18 protein-coding genes and 1 pseudogene are annotated in these 21,999 nt (G+C 56.5%); 6 read left to right on the top strand and 13 right to left on the bottom strand.

From position 1 onward, the window contains the following. Positions 1-45: 45 nt before the first annotated feature. Positions 46-1,101: a hypothetical protein gene (locus B9G99_RS11170; protein WP_086622227.1), complete on the bottom strand. Its 1,056-nt coding sequence runs from the start codon at positions 1,099-1,101 to the stop codon at positions 46-48. Positions 1,102-1,541: 440 nt separating this feature from the next. Between B9G99_RS11170 and B9G99_RS11165 the strand changes: the two genes are divergently transcribed. Then, the gene (locus B9G99_RS11165) at positions 1,542-2,729 is read left to right on the top strand and encodes an MFS transporter (RefSeq protein ID WP_086622226.1); all 1,188 of its coding nucleotides are present in this window, start codon (positions 1,542-1,544) and stop codon (positions 2,727-2,729) included. A gap of 274 nt (positions 2,730-3,003) precedes the next feature. On the opposite strand, the gene rlmE is transcribed toward B9G99_RS11165, so the two are convergent. Then, a complete protein-coding gene (gene rlmE / locus B9G99_RS11160; protein WP_086622225.1) occupies positions 3,004-3,624 on the bottom strand; it encodes a 23S rRNA (uridine(2552)-2'-O)-methyltransferase RlmE in 621 nt (206 codons plus the stop codon). A gap of 233 nt (positions 3,625-3,857) precedes the next feature. Here rlmE and B9G99_RS11155 point away from each other — a divergent pair, with 233 nt between their 5' ends. Next, on the top strand, positions 3,858-5,504 hold the full coding sequence (locus B9G99_RS11155; protein ID WP_086622224.1) for an NAD(P)/FAD-dependent oxidoreductase: 1,647 nt from the start codon (positions 3,858-3,860) through the stop codon (positions 5,502-5,504). Beyond that, on the top strand, positions 5,504-6,235 hold the full coding sequence (locus B9G99_RS11150; protein ID WP_086622223.1) for a TrmH family RNA methyltransferase: 732 nt from the start codon (positions 5,504-5,506) through the stop codon (positions 6,233-6,235). The genes B9G99_RS11155 and B9G99_RS11150 overlap by 1 nt, the downstream gene beginning before the upstream one ends. Positions 6,236-6,389: 154 nt before the next feature. Here B9G99_RS11150 and gstA read toward each other — a convergent pair whose 3' ends face one another. Beyond that, on the bottom strand, positions 6,390-6,998 hold the full coding sequence (gstA, locus tag B9G99_RS11145; protein ID WP_086622222.1) for a glutathione transferase GstA: 609 nt from the start codon (positions 6,996-6,998) through the stop codon (positions 6,390-6,392). A 127-nt stretch (positions 6,999-7,125) separates the two neighbouring features. Between gstA and B9G99_RS11140 the strand changes: the two genes are divergently transcribed. Continuing rightward, entirely contained in the window at positions 7,126-8,004 is an 879-nt protein-coding gene (locus B9G99_RS11140) for a LysR family transcriptional regulator (protein WP_086622221.1), read from the top strand. After that, positions 7,967-8,188: pseudogene (locus tag B9G99_RS17310) on the top strand (GNAT family N-acetyltransferase); the annotation flags it as partial. The gene B9G99_RS11140 and the pseudogene B9G99_RS17310, both read left to right, overlap by 38 nt. A 174-nt stretch (positions 8,189-8,362) precedes the next feature. Here the strand turns inward: B9G99_RS17310 and B9G99_RS17040 are convergent. The 6 genes from B9G99_RS17040 to guaB form a co-directional block, all read right to left on the bottom strand. Further along, positions 8,363-9,013 (bottom strand): hypothetical protein, encoded by a 651-nt coding sequence (locus B9G99_RS17040; RefSeq protein ID WP_227876019.1) that lies wholly within the window; start codon positions 9,011-9,013, stop codon positions 8,363-8,365. Next, the gene (locus B9G99_RS16760) at positions 8,997-9,926 is read right to left on the bottom strand and encodes a hypothetical protein (RefSeq protein WP_148663949.1); all 930 of its coding nucleotides are present in this window, start codon (positions 9,924-9,926) and stop codon (positions 8,997-8,999) included. The genes B9G99_RS17040 and B9G99_RS16760 overlap by 17 nt, the downstream gene beginning before the upstream one ends. A gap of 3 nt (positions 9,927-9,929) precedes the next feature. After that, complete coding sequence (tmk, locus tag B9G99_RS11130) at positions 9,930-10,607, bottom strand: dTMP kinase (protein WP_086622219.1); 678 nt, start codon at positions 10,605-10,607, stop codon at positions 9,930-9,932. A 4-nt stretch (positions 10,608-10,611) separates the two neighbouring features. Further along, entirely contained in the window at positions 10,612-11,262 is a 651-nt protein-coding gene (locus B9G99_RS16755) for a helix-turn-helix domain-containing protein (protein ID WP_148663948.1), read from the bottom strand. A gap of 273 nt (positions 11,263-11,535) precedes the next feature. After that, on the bottom strand, positions 11,536-13,110 hold the full coding sequence (gene guaA / locus B9G99_RS11125; protein WP_086622218.1) for a glutamine-hydrolyzing GMP synthase: 1,575 nt from the start codon (positions 13,108-13,110) through the stop codon (positions 11,536-11,538). Between the two features lie 159 nt (positions 13,111-13,269). After that, positions 13,270-14,736: an IMP dehydrogenase gene (gene guaB, locus B9G99_RS11120; protein WP_086622217.1), complete on the bottom strand. Its 1,467-nt coding sequence runs from the start codon at positions 14,734-14,736 to the stop codon at positions 13,270-13,272. A 240-nt stretch (positions 14,737-14,976) separates the two neighbouring features. Here guaB and xseA point away from each other — a divergent pair, with 240 nt between their 5' ends. Further along, on the top strand, positions 14,977-16,308 hold the full coding sequence (gene xseA / locus B9G99_RS11115) for an exodeoxyribonuclease VII large subunit (RefSeq protein WP_086622216.1): 1,332 nt from the start codon (positions 14,977-14,979) through the stop codon (positions 16,306-16,308). Here xseA and glrR read toward each other — a convergent pair whose 3' ends face one another. The 4 genes from glrR to argA form a co-directional block, all read right to left on the bottom strand. Then, positions 16,309-17,667 carry a two-component system response regulator GlrR gene (gene glrR / locus B9G99_RS11110; RefSeq protein ID WP_115504166.1) on the bottom strand — a complete coding sequence of 453 codons (1,359 nt, stop codon included), beginning with the start codon at positions 17,665-17,667 and terminating at the stop codon, positions 16,309-16,311. A gap of 36 nt (positions 17,668-17,703) precedes the next feature. After that, on the bottom strand, positions 17,704-18,270 hold the full coding sequence (locus tag B9G99_RS11105; RefSeq protein ID WP_086622215.1) for a hypothetical protein: 567 nt from the start codon (positions 18,268-18,270) through the stop codon (positions 17,704-17,706). A gap of 2 nt (positions 18,271-18,272) precedes the next feature. Continuing rightward, positions 18,273-19,775 carry a sensor histidine kinase gene (locus tag B9G99_RS11100; protein ID WP_086622214.1) on the bottom strand — a complete coding sequence of 501 codons (1,503 nt, stop codon included), beginning with the start codon at positions 19,773-19,775 and terminating at the stop codon, positions 18,273-18,275. 743 nt (positions 19,776-20,518) lie between these two features. Then, positions 20,519-21,856 (bottom strand): amino-acid N-acetyltransferase, encoded by a 1,338-nt coding sequence (gene argA / locus B9G99_RS11095; protein WP_086622213.1) that lies wholly within the window; start codon positions 21,854-21,856, stop codon positions 20,519-20,521. Between the last annotated feature and the right edge of the window lie 143 nt (positions 21,857-21,999).

Below are 21,999 nucleotides of genomic sequence, written 5' to 3'. Positions count from 1 at the left end.
ATACGGCAACGATGCTGGACACCGCATGTATCGCTCGATTGAGGCTCAAACGAACAGAAAATCCTCCGGGCCCATCGCATAGTTCAGTTCGCCGGTCGGCGAGCCGGGATCATACTTCGGTACGCCAACCAGCGAGACGTAGTGCCCGCCGGCGTCAGTGTTCACCACGAGCTCATGATCCGGATACATGTGGACATCCCCGAAATCGAGCGGCTCGCCATCACTGCCGGTCAACTGAGACAGATCGATGCGATCAACGCCCAGCTCGAAGTTGGTGATGGTGGCGTCCTGCCAGGCGCCATCGCTGCCAAACACGAAGCTGTCGGCAACGCCGTCAGTACCGCTGGTGATGCCTGATACTTCGACATCTTCAAAGGGACCGGTCGGCGCCGGCGCCATTTTGGAAATGTAATCCTGACGATCAAAGAAGGAGTTCAGCCCGCCAGCAATCTCCTCAAGCTTCAGGGCAAAATCGTTGTCATCCAGACCTTCCGGCCCGCTGTCGCGGTAGAGATAGAGATCATCGCCATGGAAGACCGGCAAAATGGCATCGCCACTGTCCTGATCGCCTGCAAGCGTAAGGGCGTCTTCAAGCGAGAGGTATTCATCCGTAAAGACGGCGTTATCAAGATCAAGGTTATCGAAGGACTGCACCACGCGGTCATCGATAAACAGCGTGTCCTTTAGCACGTCGAAACCGGTCAGCGTGTCAATAGCGTCACCATTGTTGCCGTAACGCGAAGACTCTCCCGTAAAAGAGATCACATCGACGCCGTTGTCTGCGCCACCCAGCATGATGGTTTCCTGCACATCACCGGACGCGGTGTATTCAAGCCCGCCCGAAAGCCCTGAAGCGTCAACCGTGTGAACGGCAGTGGTGTTATCGGCTCCATTATCCCATTCGACTCGGCCGTTGCCGCTTAAATCAAGCGCGTCGAAGGCACTGCCCTGCACATTCAGATCAAGCGTTTCACCGGAGCGAACCCCGCTGTCATCAAATTGAGTCGCAAGCGACAGCGTCATGATGTCATCGGGCAGAACAAACGTCGTGTCCCCGCCGTGGGTAAACGTAATGGATTGGGTCTTGTTGGTAGTTGCCATGAATTCATTCCCTTGAGTGTTACTTTCCAATACCGCCAATACATGCCCCACCCGCGGCGTGCCTGGACAGCATGGCGGGAGAAAACATGACATACGTCAAATTTAACGCTATTTAATGTAGCTCAAGGAACTAAAACAGCACGTGCTGACATCGCAAAAAGCCCGGCCCTGGACGAAAGAGTGATAATGGCCAGCGGCTCGCCCTGAAAGATCGACAAACAACACTTTTAAGAAGCCTTTTCCACCCTGACGCCTTTCTCACAAATCTCCTGAGCTGACCGAATGAACGGCCCTATCGGTAGCCGTGCGCCTGGGCACGCGTTCTCATGGGGTGACTCTCAGTAATGGCATAAACGGTTAAATTGTAACCCCCTTGAACGGCCATCAGACTTGGCGCCCTTCACCACCGGCCATCCGCCGACCCTGAAAGGACTGTCCACATGCCTGATGCCTCCCGAATCGTGACCTGCCTGATTGCCGCCGGTGCCTTTGCGCTTGGCATGGCCTCCTATGTGACCGCGGGGCTCATCCCACTGATCGAAAAGGATCTTGACGTGACCACCGCGCTCGCCGCACAGCTGGTCACGGCCTTTACGCTGGCCTACGCCATCGGCTCGCCGATCACAGTGGCAATGATGCCGGCCCATCGACAACGCGCCGGACTGCTCGGCATGCTCGCCCTGTTCGTGGCCGCCAATGCGCTCAGCGCCGTGGCACCCGACATGGCGACGCTCATGGGCCTTCGCGCCGCGGCCGGGCTGGCCGCCGGTACCTATCTCGCCCTGGGCATTGCCGCCGCTTCAAGACTTTCCCCGGATCACCAGCGCGGGCGTACCATCGCCATCATCATGGGCGGCATGGCCAGCGGCACCGTTTTGGGCGTACCCGCCGGGCTCTGGCTGGCTACTCATCTGGGCTGGCAGGCAGCACTGTGGCTGATCAGCCTGATCGGGGCGGTCGCCCTGGTCGGCCTGATGCGCTGGCTGCCGGCGCTGTCACCGGTGACTCAAAGTTCGCTCCAACAGAAACTCGGCATCCTGAAGGATGGGCTTGTGATCAGGCTTTTGGGCATTTCCCTGCTCGCGGCCGTGGCAAGCCTTGGGCTCTATACCTTCATGGCACCGCTGGTCAGGGCGTACACCGAGCACAGCATCACGCCCTTTTTATGGGTCTGGGGTGTGGGTGGCGTGCTGGGCAGTTTTCTAATTGGCTCTCTGGTCGATCGGTTCAGCAATCTCCGGATCACCGCCGGCATCATGACACTACTGGGGGTGTCACTGATCGCCCTGCCGCTGGCGCTCTCGTTGAACCCCTGGGCCGGGCTTTTACCCATCCTCCTCTGGGGCGCGGTGGGCTGGGCACTGCAGGTCCCGCAGAACAACGCATTGATGAAAGCGCGAGAGGCCAGCGGCGATGGCCACCTGGCGGTCGCGCTCAACGAATCCGCGCTGTATCTCGGCAGCGCCCTGGCCGCCGGGGCCGGTGGTGTGTGGCTTTTGCTTGGCTGGCCGGTATGGGGACTGGCCGTGGCGGCCGGGGCAATTGGGCTAATGGGGCTGGGTATCTGTTTGCCCACAAGTCGAGGAAGAGACCGGGTATCGCATCCAGTACGTCGAGGAGATGTTTGAGGTCTTCATTAGCCCCGGCTCGGTCACGGAGAAACTCTTTTCTTTATCACCGATGACGACGACCGCCTGAAAATCGGCAAGGGCGGCAGGCTTGAAAAGGCCGGCACGACGTCAACGGGACACAGCCCCCGGGACAACGGCGGAACAGAAAGCGATCGCTGTTGCCCTGCAAAAAAGGCGCCTCACAGGGAGGCGCCTTTTTTAATACCGTGTTTTTCAATACCCTGGCGTCATGTTCAGGTCATGGCCAATCCCTCTGGCCTGTTGCCATGAACTAGCCCTTGAAGCCCTTGCCCACAAGGTACACTTCTCTGGACCGAGGCCGCGACGCCTCGGGCTTGCGAATGACCACCTTCTCAAAGGAAGTACGCACATCCTTGAGAAATTCCTCCGAGCCTTCGCCCTGGAACACCTTGACCGCATAGTCCCCGCCCGGCTTGAGCACGCGTCGGACCATGTCCAGCGTCAGTTCCACCAGGTACATGGACGCGGCCTGATCCGCGGCATCAACACCGCTAATATTAGGGGCGATATCGGACACGATCAGGTCGACCGGCCGGCCATCAATCTGCGCGAGCAGCTGCTCAAGGACGTCATCTTCCGTGAAGTCGCCCTGAATGAAATCAACGTGGTCCAGCACGTCCATGGGCAGGATGTCGGTGGCGATCACCCGGCCCTTGTCGCCCACGATTCGGCCCGCGACCTGCGACCAGCCGCCCGGCGCGGACCCCAGGTCCATGACGAGCATGCCGGGGCGGATGAGCTTGTCCTTCTCGTTGAGCTCGATCAGCTTGTAGCTGGAGCGCGAGCGCAGGCCATCCTTCTGGGCGCGTTTGACGAAGGGGTCGTTCACGTGTTCATCCAGCCAACGGCGGCTGCTTTTGGAGTGTTTCATGTTGGCGCCAACTACAGGGATCGGGTGAGGCCCGAGCGCGACGCGGCGCTGCGGGGTAAAAACTGGCGCGATTATAGCGGATACGGGCAGTGAACGCGCGCCGCCCCGACAGGACGCCGACGCCATCTCCTGACAGGCTCACCGCCGCCGGGTACAATCCGCCATCGACTGTCTTTCCCATCGATTATCTTCCCTACCCTTTCTCTGCCGGGGTCACCGGCCAGGACGCCTTCATGATTCGTATCAACGAACTCTCTCTGCCACTGGATCATTCGGCCGACGCGCTGCGCCGCGCCATCGTCAAGCGTTTGAACCTTCGTGATGCGGATCTGCTGGACTTTACGGTCTTCAAGCGCAGCTACGATGCCCGCAAGAAAAACAGCGCCATCGTGTTCATCTACATCATCGATCTGGAAGTCCGTGATGAGACCAGTGTCCTGGCACGCTTTGCCAATGACCTGCATGTGCGCCCTGCGCCGGATACCCGCTATTACCCCGTGGCCGAGGCGCCGGCAGATCTTGAAGCGCGCCCGCTCATAATTGGTTTTGGCCCCTGCGGCCTGTTTGCCGCCCTGTTGCTCGCCCAGATGGGGTTCAGGCCCATCGTGCTGGAGCGTGGCAAGAACGTGCGCAGCCGTACGAAGGACACTTGGGCACTGTGGCGCAAGAAGATCCTGAGCCCTGAATCCAACGTGCAGTTTGGCGAGGGCGGTGCCGGCCTTTTTTCGGACGGCAAGCTCTACAGCCAGATCAAGGACCCGAAGTTCTACGCGCGCAAGGTGATGCACGAGTTCGTGCGGGCCGGCGCGCCTGAAGAAATCATGTACGTCAACAAGCCCCACATTGGTACGTTCCGCCTCACGGGGGTCGTGGCGAAGATGCGTGAGGAGATCATCGCGCTTGGCGGTGAGGTGCGCTTTGAAAGCCGGGTGACGGATCTTTTGATCGACAACGGTCAGGTCGAAGGCGTGGTGCTGGCCAACGGCGACACGCTGCATAGCCGCCATGTGATCCTCGCGCTGGGCCACAGCTCGCGCGATACCTTTCGCATGCTGCACCGCCAGGGCGTTCACATCGAGGCCAAGCCCTTCGCCATCGGGTTTCGCATCGAGCATCCGCAGGGCATGATCGACAAGGCCCGCCTGGGCAAGTACGCAGGCCACCCGGCACTGGGCGCGGCAGACTACAAACTGGTCCACCACGCCAAAAACGGCCGCGCAGTCTACAGCTTCTGCATGTGCCCAGGCGGCACGGTGGTCGCGGCCACCTCCGAACCGGGCCGCGTCGTGACCAACGGCATGAGCCAGTACTCGCGCAACGAGCGCAACGCCAATTCCGGCATCGTGGTGGGTATCAATCCCGAGCAGGACTTCCCGGGCGATGCGCTGGCCGGAGTCGAGCTGCAGGAGCGCCTGGAAGAACGGGCCTATGAACTGGGGGGCAGCGACTATTGTGCGCCCGCGCAGCTGGTGGGCGACTTTATCCGCGGTGTGCCGTCCAACGAGTTCGGCGAAGTGGAGCCTTCCTATACGCCGGGCGTGCGCCTGGGCGATCTTTCCCCTTCCCTGCCGGCGTTCGCCATTGACGCGATTCGCGAAGCACTGCCGGCCTTCGGCAGGAAGATTCGCGGCTTTGATCGCGACAATGCGATCCTGACAGGGATCGAAACACGCACCTCCTCCCCCGTGCGGATCACCCGTCATCACGACACGTTCCAGAGCCTCAATACCCGTGGCCTCTACCCGGCCGGCGAAGGTGCGGGCTACGCCGGCGGCATCCTGTCGGCGGGCGTGGATGGCATCAAGGTCGCGGAGGCGCTGGCAAAGGCGCTGCTGTCTGACACCGACGCCGTCGCTGCACCGGCCAGGGCCGCCGGCTGATGAAGTTCGACGACATCAAGAAACTCCACCAGAAGAAGTACCGCGCCGAGTTCGGCCATTTTCTGGTGGAAGGCGAGCATCTGGTACTGGAGCTGCAAAAGGCGGCCGCGCAGAACCCGCAGCTTCAGCGCGCAACGCTGTATGTCACCGAAACGCATGCCCGGTGGGAAAGCCCGTTCAGGACCCACGTCATCAGTGATCGCCAGATGGCGCAGATCGCCGATACCAAGACTCCACAGGGCATCGTCGCACTGGTGCCGATACCCGACACCCCGGCGGAGGCGTCCGATACCGGGCGTGCGGTGTATCTGCATGAAATTCAGGACCCGGGCAATCTGGGCACCATCCTGCGCACGCTTGCGTGGTTTGGCGGTTTTCGCTGCCTGTTGAGCCCGGGCAGCGTTGACCCCTACAACCCCAAGGTCGTGCGGGCGAGCATGGGCGCGATCTTCCATGCGCCGCTGGAGCTGGAGGTCCCGCTGGCCTCGCTGTCCGATCGCTTCACGCGCATCGCCTGCCTCGATATGCAGGGCGAGCCACTGCACTCGCCGGATTTTGGCGCCTGTGACTGTTACCTGTTTGGCAACGAAGCCCGCGGCGTACCCCGTGACCAGCTGGGCGCGCTCGGCGCACAGCCGTTCACGATCCCCGGGAGCGGCGCCATCGAGTCGTTGAATCTGGCCGCGACGGTCAACATGTGTACGTATGAGCTGAGTCGTCCGCGGGGTTGAGTGGCACACACATGCGGTCATGGCTGTGTCAGCGCACTCATGACCGCGTGCGAGAACAGCGGCGATGGCACTTAATGAATCAGCGCTGTATCTGGGTAGCGCCTTTGGCGTCGGAGCCGATGGGGCTCTTTTTTAAAGCGAGCCAGAGATGCTTTTACGCCCTTGCCTGCTCGACGGCCAGGGCAGCTTTTACTGAAGGTCGCTCTTCGATAACCGTTTTATAAACCGACAGGGCTGACCACTTCTCCAGGCGGATATCAAAAAACTGACACCACCCCAGTACGGTAAACAGATAAGCATCTGCCACGCTGAAGGATGCTCCCATCAGGTAGCGGTCGTGCTGTAAACGACTCTCCAGAAAATCGAAACGCCTGCTGATTTTTTCAGAAAACATCGCTCTGGCTTCATGCGGCATTTCCTTGTTGAACAGCGGCGCCAGACCGGCATGTATCTCGCTATTAATAAAGGCCAACCACTCCTGCATGCGAACCCTTTCCCATTGGTCTGCTAGCGGTATCAACCCGGCTTCGGGCTTTAGATCGGCAAGATATTGAAGAATGGCTGGCCCTTCCGTAATGACGCGCCCCTGTTCGACTTCAAGCGCTGCGACATATCCCTTGGGATTGATGCCAAAAAAGTCCTGCCCGTTTTCCGTTTGCCTTGTGCGGTTATCGACCCGAATCAGTTCGAACGGTAGAGAGAGTTCTCTTAGCACGATATGAGGAGACAGCGAGCAGGTGTGAGGCGCGTAATAAAGCTTCATAAAAGACATCCACAGTTAAAAAACCGGCTTGAACCGAAGCCATGTTTGAACGGATTCAGTATGTTGCTCGCCTCAATCAACTGTAAAATTAATGCCTCATCGATAACCCATTAGCCGAGCTACTACCTTGCTGAATCTTGCCCACTGGCGTCTGGTGGTTTTCATTGCCGATACGGGCACCATTTCTCAGGCAGCAAATGACGCTGGAATGACCCAATCAGGGGCCAGCCAGGCACTTGCACAGCTGGAAAAGCATCTGGGCATGAAAATCTTTTCGCGCTCGCATCGCCAGATGGTGGTCACTGCCTTTGGCGAGCAGGTCGTTGAGCATGCCCGCAACATGCTCATGCACCATTGTGCCATTCGTGATCTGGCGAACAGGCTTGGAGGGCCGGGAAGCGCTCGACTCAAACTAGGCAGCTTTCCTTCCATCATCTCGACGCTATTACCTGCCCTGCTTCGTGGTTTTCACCAGCGATATCCGGATATTGAGGTTGTGGCACTGGAAGGCACCGATGAGGAGGTCGAGAGCTGGCTTGATCAAAAGCACATCGATTTTGGCGTCGTGCTTAACCCCGAGCCGAAGCGCCGCGCCATTGTGCTGGGTCGTGATGCCTGGGTTGCCCTGTTACCTACCGCTCATCCACTGGCACGTCGCTCTACTCGCCAGGGGATAGGCCTTTCAGAACTTGTGCATCAACCGTTCATCCTCGCAACCGGTGGCTGCACAACGCATGCTCAAAGTCTGGCCCGTTCACACTCGCTGGAACTGACGGATATTCGCGTCAGGGTACAAAGCTGGGACAGTGCCTGTGCACTTGTACGGGAAGGCATGGGCGTTGCGCTGGTGCCTGAATCCATCCTGCCAGAGCAGATGAAGGGACTTCGCGCGCTTCCACTGGCCCCATCCATTGATCGCACCTTTGGACTGGTTCGGTCACCTGCCACGCCGATGACCAGAGCCGCTGATGCTTTCTGGCAGCATGTGGGACGCGCTGCTGAATGACATACTGATGGGCTTTACCGATCTCACGGATAAAGAGCATCTCAACAGGCTGTTTGTTCGCTCAGGCTATCGACGCTGTGGCGTGGCGACTACGCTGCTAACCATGGCGGAACAGGCCGCTTGGCAACGCAGAATGATCCGCCTGACCATCGATGCCAGCCTGACCGCTCTGCGCTTTTTCAAGGCAAGAGGTTTTGGTCATGAACGGCGCAGTCAGACGCTGGATAATTCCCAGATGGAGAGTTGTTTACGAATTAGAGTGGCCCGTCGCCCTCAATGTTCAGTTAGAACTGAACCCGACACTTTGCATATACATTGTACCTTTTCTAAAACGCCACAAAACATTTTAATACAACGATTAACACTCTCCGGTTTGAATCTGTTTAAGCAGAGCTTTCCACTCATGTGTAGGAAAATTGACTTTTTTCCTAGTTATATTGAGAGCGTTGTCACGATTACCAAGCATTTTCGGATCTTTGACATCATGATTATGAGTAGCTACAAAAGTAGCCGTCAGCTCGAACTCATTTACTGACAGCTCGTGAAAAACCCCTCGATCAATGCAATAAATATTACCTTTTTGAACCAACTTTTCTTGATCAACAACGGGTTGGAAAAACTCCTCACATGGCGCTAATGAAGAACCATTTGATTCATATTTCACCCTATAAAGCTGAAAGGAAGACTCACAAGAGGCATCACTCTCGAACAAGCTGTAATTTTTATTTGTCACGCTCCCGCAAACGACATAACTACTTATAGAAAAAATATGATCATGTATTTTATGCACCTGTTCTGATTTATCTCTTTCCCATTCTGGCCAAATATGTATTCTTAAAGTCCCGCTTTCATTTTCATACAACTTACAATGAACAAACCCTAACGCATGCCATGTTGGAGAAAAATTTTCTGCCTCGTTTTGAATATTTTCGAGAACGTTATTTATGTAACCCGACACTTCTCTGGAGTTAACCAAATCCCAGTATAGATTCTCAAGAACTTTTTCCATAAGGATTATCTCGCTCTTTACATATTCTTGCTATATCTTCAAAGTCTTTGTCCATCATATCAGAGTGGATCAAGTCTACATCTTTTAATATAGCTTGAACATTTGCGCCTGACAGATTTTCTTCATCGTAATCACCACAGGAAAGAGCAGCCACTCTTTTACCTTGGTTCTCGCTTAATACCATCTCGTCTTTATAGGACTTATAAAAATAACTTCCTGAGCTACAAATTATTGCTGGAGCTTTCCTATCTTCTTTAGTGATTATCACATAATCGTTAGAAAGATCTATACGAAATGCCGAGTAATGTGAAACCAAAGACAAACTGATACGCAGCATTTGCTCATTCCGCTGAGCAATCAGCACAGATACTATAGTCGCACAAAGCTCGTTTCTAACCTTAGCCAAATCCCATTCACGTTTTTCTTTTTTAGCAGAAGCAGTACTTTTTCGATAAATTGCGTGAGCTTCACATAGTGAAGTATTCATAGGATCTAGGATTACTGCCTTTATCTCACGTGAAAGACTAGAGCTTCTAGCTCGCGAGGCCATTTCAGGCAGAGTTTTAGTTCTAAAGTATCGCCCGCACCCACCCTTATACCACCAAATTTCAGTCTTAGAAAAAGCAGTTTCGAACAAGTCCGGCAGTTCTCGAGGATCTGTAACATCAATTTTGGAACTTTTGACAACTTCAGGAGTTAAAGAATATATAAAAATCCCTATAAAGACGGTTACTATAGTAGAAAACAGCAACCCATCCAATAAACTTGAAAAAAAAGGATACCAGCCAATTTTTAATGAGGGATCAAAACAAGGCAAAATTAAATATCTAAACACACCCACTAGAACTAAAGCAGGCACCAATACCATAAAAAAAGCTTTCCTAGAATATTTCTTCTTGAATATCTCTTGCACTTATCACGCCATCCCTAATCTGTTTAAGACATGTTTAGAGAGGTCTTCACCAATTTCATTTATACCTTTAATACCATCCTCATCAGTACAACGAATTTTGACCCACTGTCTTTCTAACCACAACTCCATATAAGTTTCATAAACTTTATCCAAATACTCATATGAAGATTCGTGAATATCTTCCTTTGTATCCGTATAGCTTCTTTTCCCTTTTTTGAGAACCAACTCTTTAGATATATCCAGAGGAACATCCAAGAAAAAAGTAATATCTGGCTTAGCAGCACTAAATACAGAATATTCTAATGTTTCAAGCCATTTAGCAAAACCCTGACGCTCTTCAGCTGGACGCTTTGCACACTGGTGCGCTATATTTGAATCCACATATCTGTCGCATATGACAACGACACCTTCTTTTAAGTCTTCTTCTATTTCGTTTTTTTGTTCGAAACGATCTCCAGCGAAAAGTATAGAAGCCAATTTTGGATGTACCTGCTCAAGCGTTCCAAACTCACCTCGTAAAAACGCTCCTATCTCTTCCCCAAAAAAAGTTTTTTCATACCCGGGGAAGCTATATAGCTTGGCAGGTATAGATTTTTCTTGCAGCTTTTGAAAAAGCAGATTAGCTTGCGTCCCCTTGCCGCTACCATCGATCCCTTCAATTGCAATTAAAATGCCTTTCATAAAATTACCAACTTTTTAAAATTTTAGAATAAAACTCATTACTAACATTAATTCTTTCTTTTACTCTTTTTATCTCTTCCATTCTCATCTCATGAGGAAAACCCATAGCTGCACTTAATTCATGTTCTATAGCAAAAAGCACTAAGTAAGTTTTTTCCAAAACATCTTTAAGATCTCCGACTAACTGTTTATCCTTGCAATTGTAACTTACAACCTTATCAAGGCTCTTAGAACTATGGCCAGCATAAAACTCTAAATCATTTTCTTTTTTATCTATTTTTGTATATGAAAAACCATTGATTAATATCAAATCATCAATGACTTCAATTTTATACCTAAAGTCTGATTCGACTAGTTTCTGTAAAGAAGTATAACAACCATCAAAAATCACATTCTTTAAAAAACTTTTTCCATTTGAGGACCTTATATTTTCTTCCTTACTGGGATCTAATATTGAATAAATCCTTGATGGCGACCTGTCAATTAAATCCAGAAGAACCGTGGCAGCTTCAGATGGCACACAATCTCCTCTTTCCCAGCCACACAAAACGTCCAATTCAATACTAAAAGCGTTGCTAAATGACTCCTGCGTCATTCCTGTTTTATTTCTAATTCTTTTTATATCTTCTGGCAAAAAATCACATTTTTTTTTCATACTAAGCTCCGATATATATATTTTAAATATACATTAGATATACACATATCCACGCATTAAAATATTATGAATAAAAGCCGAAACACTAACAAAGCTTGAACAGACTTACCTTAACTTAAAAAACTCTTTATTTTAAATAGACTTACCACGACCTATACTGAGCAAACCTAAGCTCTTGGGCATTATTGCCCTTTATCAATTTTGAAACAAAAGCCTGCCTATAGCGGCAGGCTTTATTTAAAACAAGCGCTAACGTTCAAATCAACCTTTTATTTACTCCCATTCGATCGTCGCGGGCGGCTTGCTGCTCACATCATAGGTCACGCGCGACACGCCGCTGATCTCGTTGATGATGCGACCGGAGACCTTCTCCAGCAGCTCATACGGCAGGTGCGCCCAGCGGGCGGTCATGAAGTCGATGGTTTCGACCGCGCGCAGCGCGATGACCCATTCGTAGCGGCGGCCATCCCCTACTACACCCACGGACTTGACCGGCAGGAACACGGCAAAGGCCTGGCTGGTCTTGTGGTACCAGTCGGCGTTGTGCAGTTCCTCGATGAAGATGGCGTCCGCTTCGCGCAGGATGTCGGCGTATTCCTTTTTGACTTCACCAAGAATGCGCACGCCCAGGCCCGGCCCGGGGAACGGGTGACGGTAGACCATGTCGTACGGCAGGCCGAGTTCGAGGCCGAGCTTGCGCACCTCGTCCTTGAACAGCTCACGCAGCGGTTCGACCAGCTTGAGCTTCATGGTCTCCGGCAGGCCGCCGACGTTGTGGTGCGACTTGATAACGTGCGCCTTGCCGGTCTTGGAGGCGGCAGATTCGATCACGTCCGGGTAGATGGTGCCCTGGGCGAGAAAATCCACGCCTTCGATCTTCGCGGCTTCGCGGTCAAACACGTCAATAAAGGTATTGCCGATCAGCTTGCGCTTCTGCTCGGGGTCGTTGACGCCCTCGAGCCGGCCGAGGAATTCGTCTTCGGCATCCACACGGATGACGCGCACGCCCATGTGCTGGGCGAAGGTGTCCATGACCTGGGCGCCTTCGTTCTTGCGCAGCAGGCCGTTGTCGACGAACACGCAGGTAAGCTGATCGCCGATCGCCTTGTGCAGCAGCGCGGCGACCACGGAGGAATCAACGCCGCCGGAGAGGCCGAGCAGCACGTGACGGTCACCGACCTGTTCACGAACACGCTCGGAGAGGTCTTCGATGATCTTGGCCGGGGTCCAGAGCCGCTCACAGCCACAGATTTCAAGCACGAAGCGCTCGAGAATGCGCTGGCCCTGAGTGGTGTGGGTCACTTCCGGATGGAACTGCACCGCATAGAGACGCTTTTCGGCCCAGCTCATGGCGGCGATCGGGCAGCTTGGCGTGGAGGCGGTGATTTCGAACTGCTCGGGAACGGTGGCGACCTTGTCGCCGTGGCTCATCCAGACATCCAGCAGAGCATCGCCGTGATCATTGATGTGATCCTTGATGCCACCGAGCAGATCGTCTTCTGCGGAGACGCTGATCTGGGCGTAGCCGAACTCGCGTTTCTCGGAGCCTTCGGTGGCACCGCCCAGCTGGGCGGCCATGGTCTGCATGCCGTAGCAGATACCAAAGACCGGCAGGCCCATCTCGAACACGCACTGGGGCGCACGCGGAGAATCCAGCTCGGCGACCGATTCCGGCCCGCCGGAGAGGATGATGCCGTTGGGGTTGTACTCGCGAATCTCGTCTTCGGTGATGTCGAAGGCGCGCACTTCCGAGTAAACCCCGATCTCGCGCACGCGGCGAGCGATCAGCTGAGTGTACTGGGAGCCAAAATCAAGAATCAGGATCTTGTGGGCGTGGATGTCGGTCATGGTATCTCTCTGGTGCAGCGAGGATATAAATAAACAAGCGGGAAGCTTTCGCCTCCCGCTCTTCAAACTGGGCAGTCCTGATACCGGACGCATGCCCTGCCCGCCCCGCTGCCCGAGGGCACGTCATGGCCAAAGGTACGGGGTAGACAGGGCACGGCATCAGCTCCGGTAGTTCGGCGCTTCTTTCGTGATCTGCACGTCGTGGACGTGCGACTCGGCAAAGCCTGCGCTGGTGATGCGGACAAATTCCGGCACGGTGCGCATGGTGTCGATATCATGCGAGCCGGTGTAGCCCATCGAGGCCCGCAGGCCGCCCATCATCTGATGGACGATGGCGCTCATCAGGCCCTTGTAGGGCACGCGACCTTCGATGCCTTCCGGCACGAGCTTCTCGACGCCTTCGTTCTTGTCCTGGAAGTAGCGATCCGAGGAGCCCTGGGTCTGGGACATGGCGCCCATCGAACCCATGCCGCGGTAGGCCTTGTAGGTCCGGCCCTGGTAGAGCTCGATCTCGCCCGGGGACTCTTCGGTACCGGCCAGCAGGCTGCCGACCATGACGCAGTGCGCGCCGGCCACGATTGCCTTGGCGATATCCCCGGAGAAGCGGATGCCACCGTCGGCGATCAGCGGAATGTCATAGGGCTTGAGCGCTTCGGCGACATCAGCAACGGCAGTGATCTGCGGCACGCCAACACCGGCAACAATGCGCGTGGTGCAGATCGAGCCCGGGCCGATGCCGACCTTGACCGCGTCCGCACCGGCATCCGCCAGCGCTTTCGCTGCCGCAGCAGTAGCGATGTTGCCGCCGATGACCTGAAGGCCGGGGAAATGCTCCTTCACCCAGCGCACGCGGTCGATCACGCCGGCGCTGTGGCCGTGAGCGGTATCGACCACGATGACGTCAACGCCGGCCTCATACAGTGCCTGCACGCGATCGCCGGTATCTTCACCGGTGCCGACGGCGGCGCCAACCAGCAGACGACCATCCTCGTCCTTGGCGGCGTTCGGATAGGTGCGGGCCTTTTCGATGTCACGCACGGTGACCAGACCACGCAGATGGAAGTCATCGCTGACGATCAGGATCTTCTCGATGCGATGTTCCTGAAGCTGGCGCTTGATCTCTTCCAGCGGCGTGCCTTCCTTCGCGGTAATCAGCTTTTCGCGCGGCGTCATGATGGCTTCGACGCTGTCGCTGTAGTTGGGCTGAAAACGCATGTCGCGACCGGTCACGATGCCAACGAGCTCATCGCCCTTGACGACCGGGAAGCCGGAATAGCCGTACTCTTCGGCCATGGCCAGAAGGTCGGTGAGCTTGGCGTCGGGGCTGACCGTGACCGGGTCCTTCACGATCACGCTTTCGTGCTTTTTGACCTTGCGCACTTCAGCGGCCTGAGCGGCGATCGACATGCTCTTGTGCACGATACCGATGCCCCCTTCCTGCGCCATGGCAATGGCCAGGCGAGCTTCGGTGACGGTATCCATGGCGGAGGAGACAAGCGGAATGTTGAGGACGAGGTTGCGGGTCAGGCGGGATTTCAGAGAGACGTTCTTCGGCAGTACATCGGAATAACCGGGAACGAGTAATACGTCGTCAAACGTAAGCGCTTCTTGAGCTATACGCAGCATAACTGGCGTCCACTGAGCGGGTTGTACAGGCGGCGGGAGAAGATTAATCGAGCATTTTAACGCCTGCGGCCCGCCCATACAACGAACATCCTGCCTCAGGCACACTATCGCTGCCATATGGGCTGTCTTTTTCAGGGCCGGAGCCTTCTTCCTGCCCCAGGGACTGCGGCACCGGCAGACACCAGGGTGAGCGCATGCCAGACTGTGACCCTCGAATCCGTCACCCTGCCTGGAGCTGCCATGGCCCCCTCTTCCTCTCATGACGCCCTGAGCGTGTTTGAACTCAATCGGCGTGCGCGCACCTCGCTTGAAAACACCCTGGGCGAGGTGTGGGTCGAAGGGGAGCTTTCGCGGGTATCGCGCCCGGCGTCGGGTCATCTCTATTTCACGCTCAAGGATGACCGCGCCCAGGTCAGCTGTGCGCTCTTTCGCAACCGGGCCCGCTTTGTGGCCGCCCCCATGCGCGAGGGCGACAGCGTGCGTATTCGGGCGAAGGTTTCGATCTTCGAGCCGCGTGGCGACTATCAGCTGATCGTTGAAGCGGTGCAGGAAGCCGGCCGCGGCGCCCTGCTGGCGGCGCTGGAGCGGTTGAAGACCAGGCTCGAGGGGGAAGGCGTATTTGCCAACGCCCGCGAACTGCCCTGCCCGCCGCAGCATCTGGCCATCATCACTTCGGCCAGCGGCGCGGCCCTTCAGGATGTGCTGGCCGTACTGCAGGCGCGCTGGCCGCTTTTGAAGGTCAGTGTGCTACCGGTGCCGGTTCAGGGCGATCAGGCGGCACCCTTGATAATTGGCGCGCTGGCCGCGGCCGGCAGCGACGGTCGCTTTGATGCGCTGTTGATCACGCGCGGCGGCGGCAGTCTGGAAGATCTGTGGTGCTTCAACGATGAGCGTCTGGCGCGTGCCATTCAGGCCAGTCCGATTCCAGTGATGAGTGCCGTGGGCCATGAGATCGACACCACACTTTCCGATCTGGCCGCCGACGTGCGCGCTCCGACACCCTCCGCCGCGGCCGAGCGGCTGGTGCCGGATCGACGCGACATTCTGGAGCGTCTGACGACGCTGACACGACGGCTGGAAAGCGCCCAGCTGCGCCAGCTTCAGCAATATCATCAGCAGCTGGATTACACCTCCTCTCGCCTTCGCCACCCCAGCGAACGCCTCGGGGCTCAGCGCCAGCGTCTCGAGGATCTCGAGACGCGCCTGACTCGGGCAATGCACTATCGTCTTGAACAGGCACGCCAGCGATTGACCAGCGACCAGTCACGATTACAGCAGGTCTCCCCCGAGCGAGCACTGAAAGATCGCCGCGAGCGTCTGGAGGCGCTGGCCGAGCGCCTGCTGGCAGCCCCCGAACGACAGATCAACACGCAGCGTCAGCGACTGGAGGGCGTGATGCGGGAACTCAACGCCGTCAGTCCGCTGGCCGTACTGGGGCGGGGCTACGCGATTCTGGAATCGTCCTCAGGCGTGGTGCGCCGCTCAAGCGACACCACCCCCGGTGAGGTGCTCACGGCCCGTCTGGGCGAGGGCCGACTGAAGGTAGAGGTGAAACGCCGATTGAAGCGCTGATCACGTCTGTTCTGCGGTGTATAACGGCTTGAAGCTGTTGGGGTCGAGCTCATGGCGGGCGAGCAGCTTGTAGAAATCGGTGCGGTTGCGCCCGGCAATACGCGCGGCCTGGGTGACGTTGCCTTCGGTGATCTTGAGCACCTTGACCAGATAGCCGTGCTCGAAACCGGCCCGCGCGGCATTGAACGATGGCAGCGCGTTATCTTCAGAGGCCAGCGCCTGTGCCACCAGCGCATGCGCGATGATCGGTGCGCTGGAAAGCGCCACGCACTGTTCCACCACGTTGACGAGCTGGCGCACGTTGCCCGGCCAGGCATGAGACGCCAGCAGATTGATCGCCTCCTTCGAGAAGCCCTTGACCGAGGGCTTGTGACGATCGGCCGCCAGCTCCAGGTGATAACGCGCCAGAATCGGAATGTCTTCCGGCCGTTCACGCAGGGCCGGCAGACGCAGGTTGACCACGTTGAGACGGTAAAAAAGATCCTCGCGGAAGGTCCCTTCGCTCATCGCAGCATTGAGGTCGCGATGGGTGGCCGAAATCACGCGGACATCCACGTCAACGCTCTGGGTACTGCCCAGCGGCCTGACCTGACGCTCCTGAAGCACCCTGAGCAGCTTGACCTGCAGTGACATGGGCATGTCACCGATTTCATCAAGAAAGAGCGTGCCCCCGTGCGCGGCCTGAAAAAGCCCCTCATGGGCGTTGACGGCGCCCGTAAAAGCACCGCGGGCATGGCCGAACAGCTCGCTTTCCAGCAGCTGCTCGGGTAGTGCGCCGCAGTTGATGGCAATGAAGGGAGCATCGGCGCGCGCGCTGGCACGATGCAGGGCACGTGCCAGCAGTTCCTTGCCGGAGCCGGAGGGGCCGGAAAGCAGCACGCTGACATCGCTGCCGGCCACCCTGCCTGCCTGTTCAAGCACCTGCTCCATGACGGTGCTGCGGGTAATGATATCGCGCCGCCAGGCCGGATCTGCTTCGCCGCTGGCCGGTGAGGTCTGCATCAGGGCCTCATCGACCAGTGCAAAGAGTTCGGTGCGATCGATGGGCTTGGTCAGAAAGCCGAACACCCCCTGACGAGTGGCACTGACGGCTTCGGGAATGGAGCCGTGCGCGGTCAGGATAATGACCGGCAGGCCCGGGTGGCGGGACTGAATTTCGCCAAACAGCGCCATGCCATCCATGCCATCCATACGCAGATCCGACAGGATCAGATCGGGGCGCTGCTGTTCTACCAGTGACAGTGCCTGGGCACCGCTTTCAACGGTACTGACCCGATAGCCACGGCTTTCAAGACGCATACCCAGAAGCCTCAAAAGGCTTGGATCATCGTCGACCAATAGCAGATGGGCAGTTTTCACGTGGTTCTCCTTGCACACCCGGCGCGCGAGGAGTGCTCAGGGACTCTGCCTGGCGTTCATGCTCTCCTCTATCGCGGTCAGGGCGTCCAGTTTCTTTTTGAGCTCGGCATTTTCCTGTTCCAGCGACTGAATCTGCTGGCGCTGCCGGCTGCTACCCTGATTGCTGCGATTATGCTGTGCATCCAGCCTGGTTTGAAGTCTGGATTGAATCTCGATGCGACGTTCCAGATCGCGCTGCCACTGCTGGAGCAATGGCCGAATGCTTTCAGGTGCCTCGGAGGTATAGCGCTTGAACAGCGCAAGCCCCTTGGGCCAGTGTTCAGCGTCATCCTGAGAGAAGACCACCGCACGGGCCAGACCTCCACGAGGCGTGTCGCTACCCATGTATTGAAGCACTTCATCGCGCCACTGCTGTGTGCCGGTCTGCGCAGAGCGACCAAAGGCTACCCACGTCGGCAACAGGCATTCATCGTCCACCATGGTGGGAATGCCACGGGTGATGCACTCCTCGGAGGCGCCGGAGACGCGATCATCCATCATGGCGCAGCCGCCCAGCAGCATGGTGGCCATCAAAAGACTGCCCGCGATCAGATTGTGCTTCATTGTCATATCCTTGCCAGTGCCGCCTTTTCCCTTGCGGCCCGGGGTACAGAGGGGGTGTCCTGTGAAGGCTCTTCCACGATCCAGGGAAGTATCAGCTCAAAGCAGACTTCACAGCCGTTGATTGAATCCTCAACCAGACTCAGCGTGCCATGTTGCGCCCGCGCGCTTTCGGCTGCCACCGACAGCCCGATACCGGACCCCTTGAGCGGCCCCTTGCGCTGCGAGCTGCCCTGATAGAACGGCTCAAACAGATGGTCACGGTCACGTTCGTTGATCGGCTGGCCACTGTTGGCCACATCCAGCGTCAGATGATTCTGATCGGCGCTCGCCGAGATGTAGAGCCGCCCTTCATCGTCACCATACGCGATAGCGTTGGACACTAGGTTGTCCAGAATGCGCGCCGTACGTGCACGATCGGCCTGCCAGTACAGCGGTGCACGACGCTCTTCCACTACCATGCCCTTTTGCTGCAGGGCCAGGCGATGCTTGGACAGCACCTCATGAATGACGTTGGCAACGTCAAAGCGCGTCACGTTGAGCCGACGATTTTGCTGCAGCAGGTTGTAGTCCAGCAGCTGTTCGATCAGCGTTTGCAGTTCCTGACCGCTTTCATCAATCAGCAACACGATTTCGCGCTGGCGCTGTGACATTTCACCGACCACACCATCGGCCAAAAGTCCCGACCCTTCACGAATGCTGGCCAGCGGTGTCTTGAGCTCATGGGACATGTGACGCAAAAACTGCTGCTTTTGTTCCTCGAGCTCCTTCAAGCGGGCCGAGAGCCATTCAAGACGCTCTTCCAAATTGACCAGCTCCAGCGGGCCCTGAATCGGGCGGGTTTCTTCGGTTTCCCCACTGCCCCCGATGCCGAGAATGCGCTGTTCGAGCTGGCGAATTGGGCGAATGATACGCCAGGTGAAAAAGAGGATCAGCACCAGACTGAACGAGACCAGCGCCAGCGTGGCCTGCCAGAGATGGGTCGTCACCTGGCTTGCCTGAGTGCGAATCTCATCAATGCGGGCATCGACCTGACGGCGGGTTGCCTCGGCCAGCGCCTCCGTACTGGACGTAAAGCGGCTGAACTCGGAAAGCTGAGCGCTGAGGCTGTTTTCACCGGGCGTGGGCAGGGTCTCCAGCACGGTGAGCTGCTGGCGCAATGACTGTATCAGCGGGCTGTCACCCATGAAGGCGGCATGTTCGTTGAGCAGATCGCTATAGCGCGCGCGGCGCTCACCATAGATTTCCAGCAGACTTTGATCATCGAGCACGGCGTACTGACGGGCGCTTCGCTCCATATCCGTGGAAAGATTGGTCAGCTGACGGGCACGGCGTGTTTCATCAACCGCCTCGCGGGCACTGACGTCTGCAAGCTCTGAAAGCTGTGAAAAACTCTGACCGGCGAGATGGATCAAAACGCCGATCGGCAGCATGACCAGCAAAAAGGCGGTCAATACCTGCTGAAGAAGGGATCGAGGGCGCCACCGACGCTTTATTCGAGAAGCCATGAGTTGACAGTCTCCGACAGGCGAGCCGTTAAATAGAATCATCTGGAATGCGGGAGAGAATAACCGATATTCTCACCGTTCGATAACGTCCGTATACATTTTTAACTCATTCAGTTTCATTGATCTTGAAAAAATAAAAAAAAAGCCGGCAGGGCCGGCTCTCAACATACGCAGGGAACTGAAGGGTAATGTAGTGACAGATTCTGACCGCCTGACCGTGCAGAAACTGGCACCGGGGGCCTGTAAAGGCCCGAAGCCACGCTATCGAGATTGGCAGTCAGGTTTTCGATAGCGTCTGCGGCTTCTTCATGATCAAAGACACCGCCAGGCGCCGTCTCTGAAAATCGAATCAGGATGGCATCCATGCCATGGCCATAATGGCCTGATGCCTCCTTTCATGGGTCCTCCGACAGCCCGATTGCAAAAGGTGCTCTTCCTGAGAAGGATCTCATCCTGAGAACGTCCTGATGACATATCGCGCCGCCATAAAAGAACATAAGCCAAAGTCGTGCCAAAAACCTTAAAAAACATAAAAAACAATAACTTGTAAAAATTCACATCAAGCATCATGGAGATCAAAAGGCTCACGAGCCGTCGCAGGTCACATAATCGTTGCCATATGGCGACAACCTAGGCCATAAAAACATCAAGCCATTGATTTATAAAGACTTTATGTTGTCTCCATAGGCCGACAAACATGATGTTTTGTTGTCTCAAAAATACGACAGCACCCATTTCATGCCTCAGCGCTTCGCGCCGGACGCCCCGGAGGGGGCCAATATCTTGAGCAACACACGCGAATTGCGCTGCGGATTGTAATTCTGGCGTCGTCTTTCAGGCAGCGATTCGACATCGGCCGTCTCAAAGCCCCGCTCCAAAAACCAGTGCAGGGTATGGGTGGTCAGGGCGAACAGTGAGGATAACCCCTTTTCTCGAGCACGCTGTTCGACGCCATCAAGCAACAGATCGCCACGCTCACCACCACGGTAGCTGGTATGTACCGCCACACAGGCCAGCTCACCACTACCGGCTTCCGGATAGGGATACAGTGCCGCGCATCCGATCACCATGCCGTCACGCTCGATGACCACATAGTCATCGATTTCCTGCTCAAGGCGCTCACGCGAACGCGCCACCAGCATGCCCCGCTCTTCCAGCGGCCGCAGCAGTTCGAGCAGTCCGCCGATGTCGTCGATGCGGGCACCGCGAAGCTGCTCGTAGCGCTCGCGAGTGATCATGGTGCCGACCCCATCACGGGTAAAGAGCTCCGCCAGCAGTGCATCCCGGTCCTGCCAGGACACCAGATGGGTTCGCCCAACGCCCTGACGCGCAGCATCACAGGCAATATGCACATGCTCGGCAAGCTCTGCATTCTCGTGCTGACAGACCAGAGCCTGGGCCTCCTGCAGATTCGGCTGACGCATCAGCCGGCCCTGGGGGCTATATAACCCGCCGGCACGTCCGACGATGATCAGCTTGTCGGCCCCCAGTGCAATGGCGGTATGGCGGGCGATATCGGCGGCATCCAGATCAAAGACTTCCCCGGTGCTGGAATACCCCAGCGGCGGCAGCACTACCAGCGAGCGTTGATCCAGCAGGGTACGAATGGCGTCACTGCGCACCCGACGCACCTCGCCGGCGCGCAGGAAGTCGATGCCCTCTCGAATGCCCAGCGGCTTGGCCATGACCAGATTGCCGCTGATGGCGTTGATTTCGACACCATGCAGCGGTGTGTTGGAAAGCCCGGGCGAGAGCCGGGCCTCGATGGCCAGCCGCAGGGTCGAGGCTTCCCGTTCAATCAGCGTCATGCAGGCCTCATCTACCACAAAACGCCCCTGATGACGCCTCGGCGTCAATGATGCTGCCTCCAGGGCCTGACGTACCTGAGCGCGTACGCCAAAGACCAGCACGAGCCGGACCCCCAGAACATGTAATAGCGCCAGATCCTGAATCAGCGGCGCCCGGCGCTCGGGCGTCAGCCCCTCGCCTTCAATCAACACCACAAAGGTACGCCCCCGGTGGGCATCGATATAGGTCGATGAATTTCGAAACCAGTCGGCAAAGGGAAATGAGGTGTCCAAGGCGGCTCCAGGGTCAAACAGGCATCAATGGGGCCTTACGAATGTGAAGGCCCCCTTATCTTAAAACAGCCGGCGCCGAGACGCAGGCCCGGACATGATCTGAGAGCATCGACCATAAAAAAGACCGCCGTAAGAGACGGCGG

Source organism: Kushneria konosiri (assembly GCF_002155145.1).
Lineage (GTDB): Bacteria > Pseudomonadota > Gammaproteobacteria > Pseudomonadales > Halomonadaceae > Kushneria > Kushneria konosiri.
This window is presented reverse-complemented; position numbering and strand designations above follow the sequence as displayed.